The 14,816-nt window shown below is 53.4% G+C and carries 12 protein-coding genes; 10 read left to right on the top strand and 2 right to left on the bottom strand.

The features are described from left to right. Positions 1-101: 101 nt before the first annotated feature. Together JOE21_RS03505 and crcB are read right to left on the bottom strand one after the other, a co-directional pair. Entirely contained in the window at positions 102-473 is a 372-nt protein-coding gene (locus JOE21_RS03505; protein WP_309862308.1) for a fluoride efflux transporter FluC, read from the bottom strand. After that, the gene (crcB, locus tag JOE21_RS03500; RefSeq protein ID WP_309862306.1) at positions 470-865 is read right to left on the bottom strand and encodes a fluoride efflux transporter CrcB; all 396 of its coding nucleotides are present in this window, start codon (positions 863-865) and stop codon (positions 470-472) included. Before crcB ends, JOE21_RS03505 begins: the two co-directional genes overlap by 4 nt. Before the next feature lie 183 nt (positions 866-1,048). Between crcB and JOE21_RS03495 the strand changes: the two genes are divergently transcribed. From JOE21_RS03495 to JOE21_RS03450, 10 genes are all read left to right on the top strand, one after another. Beyond that, complete coding sequence (locus tag JOE21_RS03495) at positions 1,049-1,987, top strand: hypothetical protein (protein ID WP_309862302.1); 939 nt, start codon at positions 1,049-1,051, stop codon at positions 1,985-1,987. Between the two features lie 586 nt (positions 1,988-2,573). Beyond that, entirely contained in the window at positions 2,574-2,714 is a 141-nt protein-coding gene (locus JOE21_RS03490; protein WP_309862301.1) for a hypothetical protein, read from the top strand. A 274-nt stretch (positions 2,715-2,988) separates the two neighbouring features. After that, complete coding sequence (locus tag JOE21_RS03485; RefSeq protein ID WP_309862299.1) at positions 2,989-3,756, top strand: hypothetical protein; 768 nt, start codon at positions 2,989-2,991, stop codon at positions 3,754-3,756. Between the two features lie 694 nt (positions 3,757-4,450). Further along, positions 4,451-4,894 (top strand): SgcJ/EcaC family oxidoreductase, encoded by a 444-nt coding sequence (locus JOE21_RS03480; RefSeq protein WP_374709302.1) that lies wholly within the window; start codon positions 4,451-4,453, stop codon positions 4,892-4,894. Between the two features lie 369 nt (positions 4,895-5,263). Next, on the top strand, positions 5,264-8,164 hold the full coding sequence (gene dacB, locus JOE21_RS03475) for a D-alanyl-D-alanine carboxypeptidase/D-alanyl-D-alanine endopeptidase (RefSeq protein ID WP_309862293.1): 2,901 nt from the start codon (positions 5,264-5,266) through the stop codon (positions 8,162-8,164). Further along, the gene (locus JOE21_RS03470) at positions 8,161-9,645 is read left to right on the top strand and encodes a family 10 glycosylhydrolase (RefSeq protein ID WP_309862289.1); all 1,485 of its coding nucleotides are present in this window, start codon (positions 8,161-8,163) and stop codon (positions 9,643-9,645) included. Before dacB ends, JOE21_RS03470 begins: the two co-directional genes overlap by 4 nt. Positions 9,646-9,992: 347 nt before the next feature. Continuing rightward, positions 9,993-11,600 carry a gamma-glutamyltransferase family protein gene (locus JOE21_RS03465; protein WP_309862287.1) on the top strand — a complete coding sequence of 536 codons (1,608 nt, stop codon included), beginning with the start codon at positions 9,993-9,995 and terminating at the stop codon, positions 11,598-11,600. A gap of 94 nt (positions 11,601-11,694) precedes the next feature. Then, positions 11,695-13,005 carry an anti-phage deoxyguanosine triphosphatase gene (locus JOE21_RS03460; protein ID WP_309862285.1) on the top strand — a complete coding sequence of 437 codons (1,311 nt, stop codon included), beginning with the start codon at positions 11,695-11,697 and terminating at the stop codon, positions 13,003-13,005. 143 nt (positions 13,006-13,148) lie between these two features. Then, on the top strand, positions 13,149-13,526 hold the full coding sequence (locus JOE21_RS03455; RefSeq protein WP_309862282.1) for a hypothetical protein: 378 nt from the start codon (positions 13,149-13,151) through the stop codon (positions 13,524-13,526). After that, a complete protein-coding gene (locus JOE21_RS03450; RefSeq protein ID WP_309862280.1) occupies positions 13,527-14,762 on the top strand; it encodes a trans-sulfuration enzyme family protein in 1,236 nt (411 codons plus the stop codon). Positions 14,763-14,816: the final 54 nt, after the last annotated feature.

Here is a 14,816-nt window from a genome sequence, read left to right as displayed (position 1 = left end):
GTGGCCAAGCGATGTTGTTTACCTTTTTCTCCATATGAATAGTGAAAAAATAATGATGAATCGATAAAGAGCCTGGAGAACCAGGCTCTATTTTAATTTTCTTATCGAGTCAGAGTCAGTGCTCCCATCCAAAACCCTGCAAACGCCCCCACAATTCCCAAGGTGTAGGTAGCACCCAGATAGAGAATCATCCTGGACCAATCCTTTTTCTCAGCATACTGCTGTCCTTCCCAATGAAGGGTGGAAAACGTGGTGAAGGAGCCGAGGAATCCCGTTCCCGCAAACAGAAGGGCCTGTGCGCTCCATCCCGTTCCACCCATCCAGCCCAGTATGAACGATCCGCTGATGTTGACCAGCCACGTACCCCACGGCCAGGGAGAGCCAGCCCGGAAATTGAGTCGACGGCTGACGGCATAGCGGGCAACGGCTCCCAGAAAACCACCTGCCGCCACCAGTCCCCATGTTCCTATCATATGCCTGTCCCCTTCTGTTGAAGGCTCCGGTGTCCCAATCGCCAGCCGGCCCAGGCCAGCAGGATTCCGCCCCAGAGGCTGGCCAGCACATAGAGCAAGGCTGCCCCCATCGCTCCCTGCATCATCAGTTCCATCGTATCGACACTAAAAGTGGAAAAAGTGGTGAACGATCCGATCAACCCTGTTCCGAGAGCAGTCCGCCATTGCGGAGACAAGGCCAATCGCTCACCAGCCCAGACTTGGAACCATCCCAGTACGAAGCACCCCAGCCAGTTTTCCGCCAGTGTCCCCCACGGAAACCAATCCCCTGCCCACCCCTGAACAAAGAGGTTCATCCCATACCGCAATAATGCTCCCACCATTCCCGCGATGCCGATCCAGAAGTAAAACATCCGTTTTCTCTCCCGTTTCGTCGATGAAACCAGTGTAGTGGAGCCACTTGCTCCAGTCAACTGTACGGAATGTTGAAAAAAGGGCTAAAAAAGCCTTGCCAGAATTCATGGAAGCGTTTATTATATAACACAAAGATCAAATTGGAATCCTGTTATAGTACAAATGAAGGGATGGGATGGATCATGGAACGGACCAACCTGCGCTATCGGGGGATTTTCACCAAAGTACCGGGGGACCCTTCGCGATGGAGGCGTTGGGAGGCGATGGGGGAGGCGTTTATCCGGGACTGTCGCCGCCGGCACGGCGAGCAGATCGGCAAACGGTTGGTGTTTGGTCATGGGGAAGGAGAGTTTCCCCGTTTTTATCAATTGTTGGCCGAGCATGGAACGCTGGAGATGTACGGGAGTCTGGAAGGGTTCCATTCCACTTTTATGGGGAAAAAGGGGCAGGAGGAGCCGGGTGTCATGCTGGAGCGGGCCCGGATGAAAAGAGGGGAAACGATCCTTCTCTTTTTTGGAAACGGCATCGATGAAAGGGATCCTGTCGGAATGGCCGCGGTGGAAGCGGCTGTGGACCATGGGGGGAAGGTGCTGGTGGTGACCTGGACCGAGCGGGAACGCCACTTGGTGGAACAGCGCTGGCATGGGCATTTGACGGGTGTGACCAGCATTGAAGCGATCGGGAAAAAAGTCGGAGAGCGGTTTGACTGGCCCCATGCCATGCCCTATCTACCCGACCCTGAAAAGAACTGGGAAGCATGCCGGGAGGTGCTGGATCTGTTTCAGCAACGGACGGTTCTTCCCTTGGCGGAGGAGATCGGACAACTGTTGGGGACGGAAGGGCCGGCTCTCTCCCAGCTGGATCTGGTGATGAACCGGGCGGGACACGATGCCTTGGGACTGAGCCTGCCTCTGCTGAAGCCCCGCACCGGACGGTTGGTGTTTGCCGAGGAGATGGCGGGTCGGCGGTACAGCTTTTACGCTCCCCAGGTATGGGCGGATCGGCGTCAGATTCTGATGCCAACTGCGTCCATTGTGGGAATGGGTCCGGTAACAACGGAGGTAGCCCAGGAGATCGAGGAAGTGTGGTCATTGGAGGAGAAGGTGGAACGGACGGGGTAACGATGGGTAAGGAGCGATACACAAAGGCCGGGAAGGGCACACGCCTTCCCGGCCTTTGTGTTGTAATGGGTAGCACAACTGAACCCAAGAGTTGCTTTATGCGAAATTATGGTCCCGAAAGGGGTACAACGGACGCGGAATCACGTGACCGATGGTATGCATCTCTGAAGGTTTCAGCATCCGTGCGGCTATCAACCTTAGGGGGGCGGGGACTAGTGATTATTGATCCCTTTAGGAGCGCCTGAGAGCGAATCTAAGGGGTCATAGAGCGATAAAAAGACTTGTGAGAACGGTCTTTTTTTATCGCTTAGAGGTGTGCCTTATTTTTTGGCCGAGAGAAATCATAATATATGCAAAACGGGGTGATCGGGTGGGTGCGGTCCAGTCATACCGATCAGGAGAAAATGGAAGTTCATCTGTTTGGTGAACAAGCAAACAGTTACATTAGACAAATATCACTTATGATGTTATTATATATGACATAACAATCCTATCCGCCAAAGGGAATCCAATTGAATGTAATATAACATGACAAAATACCCGGGCTCGGTGATTAACCTGAATAAGTAAGGAGAGTGGTTCAAAAATGATGTGGATTCGTAGCCTGGTTGCCATCTTTATCGATGACCTCAATAGTGGGGAATGTGCAAGTAAGCTGTCTGATTCGTTTGCTGGCAACGAAAAATATTGGGGTGTTCCTTTGGAGGATCTGCCATCTCAAAAATAAAAAATACCAACGCTTAGAACTCGGTTCCCGTGCCACAAGTTGTGGCACTTTTTTATTGCTTGTTCACTTTACCGAGTATCATTACATAATACAAAAGCTTTTCCTCACACTTAGATCGAATCAACACATTCAACAGAAACACATTATACCGATCGCCCTGATTGATACTCAACCTCACCAAACGTCGAAATTTGATAAGTTTTGTCGAAAATAACCTATCTTTTAATTGCTTGTGTTAATATCCTTTTTGCAATTAAAAAAAGGAGAGATCAACATGAAAAAAACATTCACGAAATTTTTTATTGCATTATTATCTATGTTGGTGTTAGTGACTACATCAACAGTAAACATTTCGGCAGCACAAAGCTTAAACATAGCTTCGAATGAAAACCTTGATAAAGTAGAGTCCATATGTAATGATGTTTTTGATAATATCATTGAAGTGGATGAAGATACTCAACAAAGGTTATTAAACAAAGCCCAAGATCATATTAATAGTGGTAAAGTTAAGTACAAGAGCTCAAATGATTTAGTATTTAAAAATCCATCCGTTAGAGGTGTTAAATATGACGATGGAACAATCACCTATTCTGTGTCATTTAATTACACTGATGAAGAAACTCGTTTGAATGCATTGAATATTGTATTTGATAATAAAGAAGAGTTATTGAATACTTTTGAAGTTGACATTAAAAAGTTAAGTGAGGATGAAGCATCCGTAAATTATTGGGTTGATGGTAAGGAACATATTAATCAAAATGTTGATATCAGTGAATATGTTGCATCAGAAGAAGCCGAAAAAGCACCTCAATTCAGTGCAATGTCCAAGAAATCTTGGAGTAGTTGTATGCAAAAGTGTTTAGCAGGTAAAGGTATGACGATGTTGGCAATTACTTTATTAGGTGTATTATGTGGTGCTTCTTGCACAGTTGGAGTACCAGCAACAGCAGGAACCGCTTGTTATGCTTGCGTAAATACAGCTGGAATGATTGGAGCAACTGCATTTATGAATTGTTGGGAACAGAAATGCAAGCGCAGGTGACAACTACTTAAGGAAATATGGTGATTGGATGAAGCTAAGAACATGGTTAGTTAAACTTGCATTTTTGTTAGCCGGTTTGTCTATGGTGATCTTTGGGATTTTCTTGGAGCAGGGTTTAACAGGTGTAATCCTGTGTTTTGTTTTTATCGGAATTGCTGGGTATTTAATGAAACCCCCGAAATAAGGCAACTTTAAGTGATAAAAAGATCGTTCTAGGTAGTCCTTTATACCCGGAACGGTCTTTTTATAAGGGGAAAAGGGCAACCGGTTAGTCTCCTACCAGCTATCTGTTCCCGATCGTCAACTGGTAAGCGGAAGACCCTAAAAAAACGGGGTTGGTCTATATATCCGATATGAAAACATCTTTGCAGCTTGCCTTTCATGAAACGGAACTTATGTTAAAACGTGAGTGTATTAAGGGTTGGGGTCATCGGTTTTATCTCCGAAACAGACCATATCCTGGTCTCAAACAACTGTTTGACTAGCTAAGAGGGGTAATACCAGCGAAGTTGTCACCAGGGGAAAAGTAGATTCCATTTAGTTAGAATCTATTTTTCGGTAAATGTAAGCGATCTCCCTTTAACTATTTCCAAAAATCCAACTGGACCGGTCATATGAGTTTAACACAATTATTTAATAGCCAAGACAACTGTGTGCTACGATGGAGAGAGTACCAGTAAAAGGAGGGATCATCTTGGTTGTACAAAATGAAATTCAAGCACTCTATCAACAACTGTTAGATGCGTGGGATGATTGTAATGCTCGCGGAATGGTAGAGTTGTTCACAGAAGATGGTGAGCTTATCGGTTTTGATGGGAGTCAAGCTATTGGGCGGGAAGAGATTTTCTCGCACCTCCATCCTATTTTTGAAGATCATCCCACTGCAAAATTTGTAAACAAAGTTAAAGATGTTCGTTTTCTGGACTCAGAGGTAGCGATTTTACGAGCTATTGCGGGTATGGTTCCTCGTGGACAATCGGATATCAATCCTGCAGCGAATACACATCACACTCTGGTTGTCGTAAATATCGAAGGAGTTTGGCGTATCCACCTTTTTCAGAATACTCCGGCTCAGTTTCATGGAAGACCAGAGTTAGTCAAACAAATGACAGATGAGTTAAGAGAGTGGTTAAAGTGAAGCTAATACCATGAATCCGGGTAGGGATCGCTTTATCTGAGTTTTCTATCGGTGGTAATCCAAAAAAATGATCAACCGTACCTTTCTATGCGGTCGTTCATTTTTTTTGTACGTGTCCATTTCGAGGGTTTGTGCCTGGACAAACCTCTCTGAATAGCCTGCGGGAAAAAGTGAATACGCCGGAAATCTTATGGTAGAAACACAGATATTGGTCCATGTCGATATGTCCCGCGTTCCAACGAATGTTATTTGCTCCCCTGTTTCTCCCGCATGCCAAAGTTGAATTTTTAATATTTCGTCATTGTTGACGAGTTCCGACACCTTTTGCAAAAAAAGGTTGATAGGATAGGGAAGAAGGGAGAGATGGATATGCCGAAGCAGGGGAAACTCCGTTGGATCACGTGGTTGTGTCTGTTGCTCTTGGCGGTCTCTTCGATCACCGTTCCGGCAAAGGGGTCGGCGGAAGCAGATCCTGACCGGTTGTTGCAGCAAAGCCTAAATCGGTTGGTGGACAAGCTTCTTGAAGAGCCAAACGCGTCGGGGACGGTGGTGGGATATCACGTGATCTCGCTGGATGACGGCCGTCAGCTGGCCGGATTTCGGGAGACGGTGACGCTGATGCCCCATGGCGCCTTCCAACTGTGGACGGCGGCCGCGGCTCTGGAGGCGTGGTCCCCGGATCAAACCTTTGCCACCGGTGTGTTTATCGATGGACCCGTGCGCGGTGGGGTGTTGCGGGGGGACGTGGTGATTCAGGGCGGAGGAGATCCTTTACTGGAAACCAACGATTTCCGTCTGTTCGCTCGTGCATTGAAAAAGGAGGGTATTCGCCGTGTCCAGGGGGATGTCGTGGTGGATGACAGCCGCTTCGATGACCGTCGGCTGGGAACCAACTGGATGTGGGACCGGGAGTCGGAACCGTCCCATGCCCCGATCGGAGCGCTCTCCGTCAATGACAACACGGTGGAAGTGACGGTGAAGCCGGAAAAAAGGCGAAGAGGAAACACACCTCAGGTGATCATTGAGCCGGCTGGGAAAGCCTTCGAAGTGGTGAACCGGGCGCAGGTGGTGTCGGGAGACGACGCCGATATACAAGTGGAAAGAAGGAGGGCGACGGATACCTTCGTCGTGACGGGAACGATCGGAAGGTCACATCCGGCTCTGAAAGTGAAGCGGGCTGTGGGGGACCCGGCGGGGTTTGCCGGGGCGGTGATGAAAGAAGCCCTTACCCGCGAAGGGATACGACTTTATCGCCAATCGTCGGTTCGTGTGGGAGAAAAGCCGGAGACAGCCCGCCGGATTGTCAGTCATTCGTCACCGCCGGTGGGGGATTGGGTGCCCTCCTTATTATCGGAACAGTCACCCTGGGTGGCGGAGATGACCCTGAAACAGCTGGGTGCGGATCGGCGGGGAGAAGGCAGTGCTGCCAGAGGGTTGGACGTGGTGAGAGCGTTTGCTCGGGAACAAGCGGGAGTGGATGGAACCTGGCAGCCCCGGGATGGTTCGGGCAATTCCCGTATGGGGGTGGTCGCACCTAGACACATGAGCGCTCTCCTGAAAACGATGGATCAACATCCTGAGGGGGAACGGTTTTTCGCCCGCCTGCCGGTGGCGGGGCAGGACGGATTGCTCCAGGATCGGATGGCTGGAACTCCTGCAGCCGGAAACCTGCGTGCCTATCCCGTGGGAGAAAAAGAGATCGGGGGGCTGACCGGGGTGGTGACATCCGCTTCCGGGGAGCGTCTCGCTTTCTCTGTGATGGTAAACGGCGCCTTGAACCGTTCGGCGGTAGCGGAGATGGAGGATGCTTTCGGAGTCGCACTGGCTTCCTATCCGGAAACTCCCGGCTCCGGCAGCATGGAAACGGAAGAAGAGGAGTATCCGCTGTCTGACGTGTTGGACCCATTGCTGGAGCAAGCGTCCTTTGACGGGATTCTCCATGGTGTGATGGTTCGGTCGCTGGATCGAGGCGAGGTGATGTACCAGCGAAATGCCCAATCTTTGCTCACTCCGGCGTCCAATACCAAGCTGTTCACTTCTGCAGCTGCTTTGGCCGCTCTGGGGGAGGACTACCGCTTCCGGACCGACCTGTACTTGGATGGTAAGGTGCGAAGGGGAGTCCTGAAGGGGGATCTGGTGCTGCGGGGCGGCGGTGATCCCACCCTGGCGACGGAAGGGAACTTGAAGGTGCAGGAGGGCCCCACGCTGGATGAGGTGGTGGCGGACTTAAAGCGGGCGGGGATTCGACGAGTAGACGGCGACATCCGAGTGGATGATTCCTTTTTCTCGGGACCCGAATACGGCAGCGGCTGGACTTGGGATAACGAGAGTGCTTACTACCAATCCCAGATCGCTTCGTTGGCCATCAATCGGGGGACGGTCCGCTTTGATTATCTGCCAGGGGAGCGGGTAGGAGATCCCATCCGACTGGAGATGACACCGGCCACGGCGTATGTGGATGTGGAGGCGGAGGTGGTTACCGGGGAAGCGGGCTACCCCAACACCTTGCGAATCGAGCGGGAGCGCGGCACCAACCGGATTCGGTTGAGTGGTAGCCTGCCGGCGGATTTCACCGGAGATTATACCCGGGTGCCGGTGGAGGATCCGTCCTTATACACCGGGACGGTGTTAAAAGAGATGATGGAACGGGAGGGTATCTCGTTCCAACGCCGGTCTGGGGTAAAAAAAGGACAGGCCCCTGCCGGTGTTCCTGATTTCACCTATCACTCCCCTGTGTTGGCGGAAGTGGTCACTTATCTGAACAAGGTTAGCGACAACTTTTATGCGGAGATGATCCTGCAGACCCTGGGTCGGAAGAACGGGGGGGACGGATCGGCGTCAGCCGGGGTGGAGGAAGTGGAGAAATGGGCGAAAGAATGGGGAATCCAGACTCCGTTTCGTTTACGGGACGGATCCGGGTTGACCCGCTACAATCTGTTAACCCCGGAACAACTGGTTACCTTGTTGGAGGCACAGGCAGAGGAGGCATATTTTGAGGCATTTGTGGAATCCATACCGCTGGCAGGGGTGGACGGCACGCTCCGTACCCGGATGCGCGGTACCCCTGCCGAAGGAAATCTTCGCGGCAAAACCGGTTCCCTCACACACGTCAGCTCCTTGTCCGGCTATGTGGAAACCCGGGACGGTGAACGATTGGTTTATGCGATCATGATGAACGGCTATACACCGGAATCGGAACGGGCTCTCCAGGATCGGATCGGGGCACAAATGGCCGGTTTCAGCAGGCAGCCGGGGGAGGATGAATCATGAGAACAGGCAGCATTCTGCTGCTGTCGCTGGCTTTGGTTTATCCTTCACTTATTCCGGTGGAAGCGTCCGGTGGGGACCGGCCGGAAGAGTTTCGAGCGTTTTGGGTGGATGCCTTTCATGACGGGTTTAAAACTCCAGAGCAAGTGGACCGGTTGTTGGAGGATGTCCGCCGGGCCAACGCCAATGCCGTGATTGTGCAGGTGCGCCGCCGCGGGGATGCGTACTTTGGCCGCGCCCTGGAGCCGCGGACGGAGGACCCGGCCCTGGATCCCGGTTTTGATGCGTTACAAGACCTAATTGACAAAGCCCATGGAGCTGAACCCCGGATGGAGGTGCATGCCTGGCTGGCCACCCTGCCCATTTGGAATTCGGCGACACCGCCCCGCTCCCCGTATCATGTGTTCAACCGGCACGGCCCGTCCGCTCAGGAGAGAGATTACTGGTTGATGGAGCGGGTGGACGGAGCCAACCGCAGCGGGGCCGACTTTGTATTGGATCCGGGTCACCCGGATGCGGTTGATTATACTGCTGACCAATATGTGAACGTGGTGCGGCAGTATCCGGTGGATGGCATTCATTTGGACTTAGTCCGCTACATGGGTCCGGACTGGGGCTACAACCCCACCAGCCTGCAACGCTTCCAATCCCAAACCGGCCGGATCGACCGGCCGGACCCCACAGATGAGGAGTGGAAGGAGTGGCGCCGTCGACAGGTGGATCACCTGATGCGCCAGGTTTACCTTCGCTCCATCGCCGTCCGTCCGGATGTGAAAGTGTCGGCGGCAGTGATTGCGTGGGGGGCAGGACCCGCCGATGAAGAAGAATATCGCCAATCGGCTCCCATGCAGCAAGTGATGCAGGATTGGGACGGTTGGCTTGCGGAAGGAACGATCGATCTGGCTCTTCCCATGAACTACGACCGGGAACACGTCCCCGATCAACGCCGATGGTACGATCAGTGGATTTCGTGGCAAAAAGACCGGCCCTATGAGCGACACCTCGCTGCGGGTCCTGCCCTCTACCTTAATTCCATCGACGGCAGCCTGGCCCAAATTGCACGGGCTCAAGCGCCGTCTGATACAGGAAACCGTCTTACGGGGGTGAGCCTGTACAGTTACGCCGTCACCAATATGGACGGGGAACCCCGGGAAGCCCTGCTGGGCGCGCTGACGAAAGGGACGGATCATCATCCTCCGGTATTTGCCGAAGCGGCCGCCGTGCCGGCCATACCATGGAAAGAACAACCGCAGCGGGGCCATCTCATGGGACGAGTCCGGGATGCTTCCGGCACTCCATTGGACGGGGCCGTGGTGGAACTGAAAAGAGGCAAGGAACGCATCCAGGTGGTAACCGACGGAAACGGTTTCTTCGGGAAGACGGATTTGGTGCCTGGGTGGTGGCAAGTCCGCTTCCCCCAAGACAAGCCGCACGTTTCCAAACCGGTAAAGGTGGAAGCGGGGCAGGTGGCGGAATGGAAATGACGAAAAAGGGAACAAGACAATGAAGCCGACTGATTCAGTCGGCTTCATTGTCTTGTTCCTATAGACGGAATCTATTTTTGCCTGACACTACTCCTTTGCTGAATAAACGAAACGCGTCCCCTATCGATCCAAAAGAAGCCTCGGACAGACGCCGAAGGCCTTTTGCATGGGTGTGAAAGGCATGAAGTTGGCTATGGAGGACCCATCCATTTTGGCAGAGCGATTTTTCTGAGTCCACGTTTCCCTCGTAGCTGTTCCTTACAGTCCCCGTGTCGGCTCCCACTTTTCATTCCCGGCTCGTTGCAATAAGATGAAAACGGGAGCTGTATGGAGAAAGGATGGGAGACATGGATTGGAGCCAGACGCACTATCCCTATCCATCGCAACGGAGGACCGTATACGCGAAGAACGGAGTGGTGGCCACATCGCAACCCCTGGCAGCGGAGGCGGGATTGGAAGTGTTGCGAAAGGGAGGAAACGCCGTCGATGCAGCGGTGGCTACGGCAGCAGCCCTGACGGTATTGGAACCCACTTCCAATGGCATCGGCGGAGATGCTTTCGCTTTGGTATGGACCGGGGGAAACTTATACGGCTTGAACGCCAGTGGTCCCGCTCCCGCTGCTTTGACGCCGGATTTGCTAAAGGAGGCGGGACGGGAAACGATGCCCGCCTATGGTTGGCTGCCGGTGACGGTACCCGGTGCTCCGGCCGCGTGGGCGGCATTGGTGGAACGCTGGGGCAAGCTTCCCCTGACAGCCGTGTTGGAGCCGGCGATCCGGTATGCCGAGGAAGGATATCCGCTGTCACCGGTTCTGGCGACATTCTGGTCCCGTGCCGTTCGGACGGCGGAACAACGGTGGGAGGGAGACTGGTACCGGGAGTGGTTCCGGGTGTTCGCCCCGGAGGGGCGCGCCCCCCGTGCGGGGGAGATGTGGCGTTCTCCCGGCCATGGGCGTACCCTGCGCCTGATCGCCGAAACCGGGGCGGAGTCGTTTTATCGCGGAGAGTTGGCTGAACGAATCGACACCTATGCCCGGGCGACAGGCGGGGTGTTGCGCGCAGAAGATCTTGCCGATTACCGTCCGGAGTGGGTGGATCCCATCCATGTATCATACCGGGGACATGAGGTATGGGAAATTCCGCCCAATGGTCAGGGCTTGGTAACCCTGCTCGCCCTTCAGTTATTGGAGGAGAAAGGGTTCGCCGGGCGGGAGCGGATCGACACCTACCACCGGCAGATGGAAGCGATCAAGTTGGCGTTTGCCATCGGCCGGGAGACGATTACGGATCCCCGAAAGATGGAATGGACCGTTGAAGAGCTGTTATCGGACGCGTTTGCCCTGAAGCAGCGCGATCGGTTGGGAGAGGAAGCGCGGGAATACCGGGGAGTCAAACCGGATGTCGGCGGAACGGTCTATCTGGCCGCAGCAGATGGGGAGGGAAACATGGTTTCCTTTATCCAGAGTAATTATATGGGCTTCGGCTCCGGCATCGTCGTACCCGGCACCGGTATCGCTCTGCAAAACCGGGGTCATACCTTCTCTTTAGAGCCTGATCACGTTAATGTGCTGGAGCCGGGTAAACGAACCTATCATACCATCATTCCCGGATTTTTGACTCGGGGCGGGGAAGCGGTGGGCCCCTTTGGGGTGATGGGCGGGTTTATGCAACCCCAAGGACATTTGCAGGTGGTATCCAATCTGGTCGATTTTCATCTCAACCCGCAAAGCGCGCTGGATGCGCCGCGATGGTGTTGGACCGAAGGAAAGACCATTCAGGTGGAGCAGGGAGTCCCCGGCTGGATCGTTCAGGGGTTGCTGGACAGGGGGCACGATATTCGGGTCGCCCCTGATGCCGGATTGTTTGGCCGGGGACAGATGATTCTCCGCAATGAAGCGGGTGTGTTGGCAGCGGGTACGGAGCCTCGGACAGACGGAAGCGCGGCTGCCTACTGATATTTTTTTCTTCTGTAACGATGGGGTTGGGTCGCCGCGGCAGGTGGCATACAATAAAGGTGGACCCTCAGCCGGGCGTCAAGGAGGAATGGCGATGTACCTGTCCAACCGAACAAACCCTTTTTACGACAAACAGGACCGGGAGAGGCGGCATCAGGATGTTTCCCGATCGCGCCTGGAAATCCGGGACGATTTTGAACGGGATCACGGGCGGATCATCCACGGTGCATCCTTTCGACGGTTGCAGTCGAAAAAACAAGTGATCGGAGTGGATGTGGGGGATCTGCACCGCACCCGACTCACCCATTCCATGGAAGCAGCGCAGATCGCCAGGGGGATGGCCCATTCCCTTAACCAACGAACCGAAGCCTTGCGCCGGGACGATTGCCGGATCGATATCTCCCTGATCGAGGCAGCCGCCCTTGCCCATGACCTGGGTCACCCCCCGTTCGGCCACGATGGGGAAATGGCATTACACGGGTGCATGCAGGATCATGGGGGGTTTGAAGGAAATGCCCAGACCTTTCGCATTTTGACCCGATTGGAGGGAAAGCAGGGGCGGGGACTCAACCTGACGAGGGGGTTGTTGTTGTCGGTGATGAAATACCCCGTCGTGTTGCAAGATGCAGTGACCGATCCCGATAGAACCGAGAAATATCCCCCTAAATCCAGTGTGTTTGACGCAGATCGGGATGCGTTTGAATGGGTGCTGGCTCCTTTTTCGCCGGAGGAACGGGAATTCTACCTGAAACGGGAACCGGATCCGGTTCATCCCGGCATCGAGCGATGCCTTCGGCTTACGTTGGAGTGCTCCATCATCGAGCTGGCGGACGATGTGGCTTATGCCACCCACGATCTGGAAGACGCCGTCAATCTGGGGTGGGTCCATCTGGAGGAACTGCAGGAGGTGCTTCGTCAAAACGGGGAAGCAGGAAAATGGGAAGAGTGGGATGCAGCCGTTCAGATGCTGGATCGCTTAAATCCCCGCCACCCGGATTTCAAACACGATCTAAAACAATTGTTTGCCTATCTCATCTCGTGTTTCGTCAATCATCTGGTCATCACCGAGGAAGGGGAGCCGTCCTATTCTCCCCGAATTCGCTATCGGGCACGTCTGCCGGAAGAATTGCAACGATTGAATCAGCAGCTGAAACAGAGGGTGGATGAGCGGGTGATCCGCTCCCCCTCTGTTCAGGCCATGGCTTTTAAAGGTGGACGTATCGTCCGCTCCCTGTTTGAAGCGATGTCGGAAGAGATCCAGCTGCTCCCCTTCCATGACCGCCAACGGATTGAGGAGCACCCGGAAGCAAAAGAACGGATTGTCTGCGATTATATCGCCGGAATGACCGATCCATTCGCTATCCGTATGGCGGAGAAATTGTACGGACACGGTCGTTTTGTCTAGGGCCTGTCTGGTCATTCAATTTTCCGTTATGCGCTTTTTGCAACGAAACGAAGAAAGCTCGCCCCAGGCTGAGAACGAATTTACCAGACAAGGGATAAGGATTCAGCCATCCCCGCAGAATACGGGGCAAGGGGGTGGTGCTCATGGGTAAAAAAGTAGGTATCGGATTGTTGGCGATGATCATGATGTGTGGTACAGTGGCAAACCCGGCGGTCGGCAGGAGTATAATGGAAAAGGTTGGGCCGGCCGCGGAGGGGGAGCCGTTTCTCTTGTCCGGCACCATGCGTTACCTGGATATCCAGGGCGGGTGCTGGATTTTGGTAACAAAAGAAAGAAAGCGCTTTCAATTGGATGGGACACCTGAACAACTGCGCTTGCTGAGGCGAGACGGCGCCCGTGTTACGGTGTTGGCGGAGAAAGCACCGGACCGATACGGCTATTGCATGGTGGGAACCTGGGTACGAGTGATCCGGATCATCCGGATGGAGACAAATGAGATTAGAGAGAAGGAGAGGAACTAGATGAGTCATACACAAAATCGTTCTACCCGTTTGATTCATGGAACAAGCCAACCTTGTGAGCAAACGGGAGCGTTGGCTCCCCCATTGGTGCAGACATCCACCTTTGTATTCCGGGATTGGCAAGAGGGGGCACGCCGGTTTGCGGGGGAGGAGGAAGGGTATGTTTACACCCGCCTGGGGAACCCCACGGTATCCCAGTTGGAAGAGAAAGTGGCGGACCTGGAAGGGGCCGAAGCAGCGGTTGCTTTTGCCTCGGGGATGGGAGCCGTCTCCGGTGCCTTGATGGGATTGTTGGGCCATGGGGATCATCTCCTTTGTTCCCGGGGGATTTACGGCTGTACCCATGGGTTGTTGGGATGGATGAAAGAAAAGATGAATGTCTGCACCACTTTTGTGGATCGGCCCTCCCGGGAGCGTTTGGAAAAGGCTGTACGTCCCGAGACGAAAGTACTCTATTTGGAAACGCCCGTGAATCCAACGTTGGAGATCATCGATTTGAACGAGGTATGCCTGTGGGCGAAAGAACGCGGAATAAAAGTGGTGGTGGATAATACGTTTGCCACCCCCATCCTGCAGCGGCCTTTGGAATGGGGAGCCGATTTGGTGTTGCACAGTGCCACCAAATACATCGGGGGACACGGGGATGTGATCGGCGGTGTTCTGTGCGGTTCTTCTCAGTTGATCGGTCCGATCCGGGACCAATTGCGCAAAGATGTGGGTGCCGTTTTGTCCCCGTTTGACGCATGGCTTCTACTTCGGGGCATCCGTACGCTTGCAGTGAGAATGGAACGACATGTGGCCAATGCTGAAAAAATAGCCCGGCTTCTCTTGGCACACCCGGCGGTGAAAAAGGTGGATTATCCGGGATTGCCGAACCATCCTCAATACCGATTGGCCCAACGTCAAATGGATCTGCCCGGCGGGATGGTCAGTTTTCAGGTTTGTGGGGGGCTGGAAGGGGCCCGTCTGTTTTTAGACCGGCTAAAGATGTGTCTGTTGACTGTCAGCTTGGGAGATGTGGCGACATTGGTTCAACATCCCGCTTCCATGACACATGCAATTGTGCCAGAAGAGGAACGGTCGGCGATGGGGATCACCGATGATTTAATCCGTCTGTCTGTGGGAATTGAGGATATTTCTGATATTTGGACTGATTTGGAACAAGCGCTCCATCCATTGAGCGAGCAGGTTGGTGAATGTGGAAAAGAAGAGTTTTCTTGCAAGAAATCTTCTTGAAGGGGTTTAGTAGAGATGATATATTATACCTATAGTTAATTGGGAAAAATTTAA

Source organism: Desmospora profundinema, from assembly GCF_031454155.1.
GTDB classification, from domain to species: Bacteria; Bacillota; Bacilli; order Thermoactinomycetales; family DSM-45169; genus Desmospora; species Desmospora profundinema.
Note: the sequence above shows the minus strand (reverse complement) of the source record. Positions and strands in the feature narration are given on the sequence as shown.

Excerpts from the sequence above, each read along its gene's own strand:
- crcB (WP_309862306.1), bottom strand. The coding sequence starts at position 865 with ATGTTTTACTTCTGGATCGGCATCGCGGGAATGGTGGGAGCATTATTG.
- JOE21_RS03455 (WP_309862282.1), top strand. The coding sequence starts at position 13,149 with ATGGGTAAAAAAGTAGGTATCGGATTGTTGGCGATGATCATGATGTGT.
- JOE21_RS03470 (WP_309862289.1), top strand. The coding sequence starts at position 8,161 with ATGAGAACAGGCAGCATTCTGCTGCTGTCGCTGGCTTTGGTTTATCCT.
- JOE21_RS03495 (WP_309862302.1), top strand. The coding sequence starts at position 1,049 with ATGGAACGGACCAACCTGCGCTATCGGGGGATTTTCACCAAAGTACCG.
- JOE21_RS03490 (WP_309862301.1), top strand. The coding sequence starts at position 2,574 with ATGATGTGGATTCGTAGCCTGGTTGCCATCTTTATCGATGACCTCAAT.
- JOE21_RS03460 (WP_309862285.1), top strand. The coding sequence starts at position 11,695 with ATGTACCTGTCCAACCGAACAAACCCTTTTTACGACAAACAGGACCGG.
- JOE21_RS03485 (WP_309862299.1), top strand. The coding sequence starts at position 2,989 with ATGAAAAAAACATTCACGAAATTTTTTATTGCATTATTATCTATGTTG.
- JOE21_RS03465 (WP_309862287.1), top strand. The coding sequence starts at position 9,993 with ATGGATTGGAGCCAGACGCACTATCCCTATCCATCGCAACGGAGGACC.
- JOE21_RS03450 (WP_309862280.1), top strand. The coding sequence starts at position 13,527 with ATGAGTCATACACAAAATCGTTCTACCCGTTTGATTCATGGAACAAGC.
- dacB (WP_309862293.1), top strand. The coding sequence starts at position 5,264 with ATGCCGAAGCAGGGGAAACTCCGTTGGATCACGTGGTTGTGTCTGTTG.
- JOE21_RS03505 (WP_309862308.1), bottom strand. The coding sequence starts at position 473 with ATGATAGGAACATGGGGACTGGTGGCGGCAGGTGGTTTTCTGGGAGCC.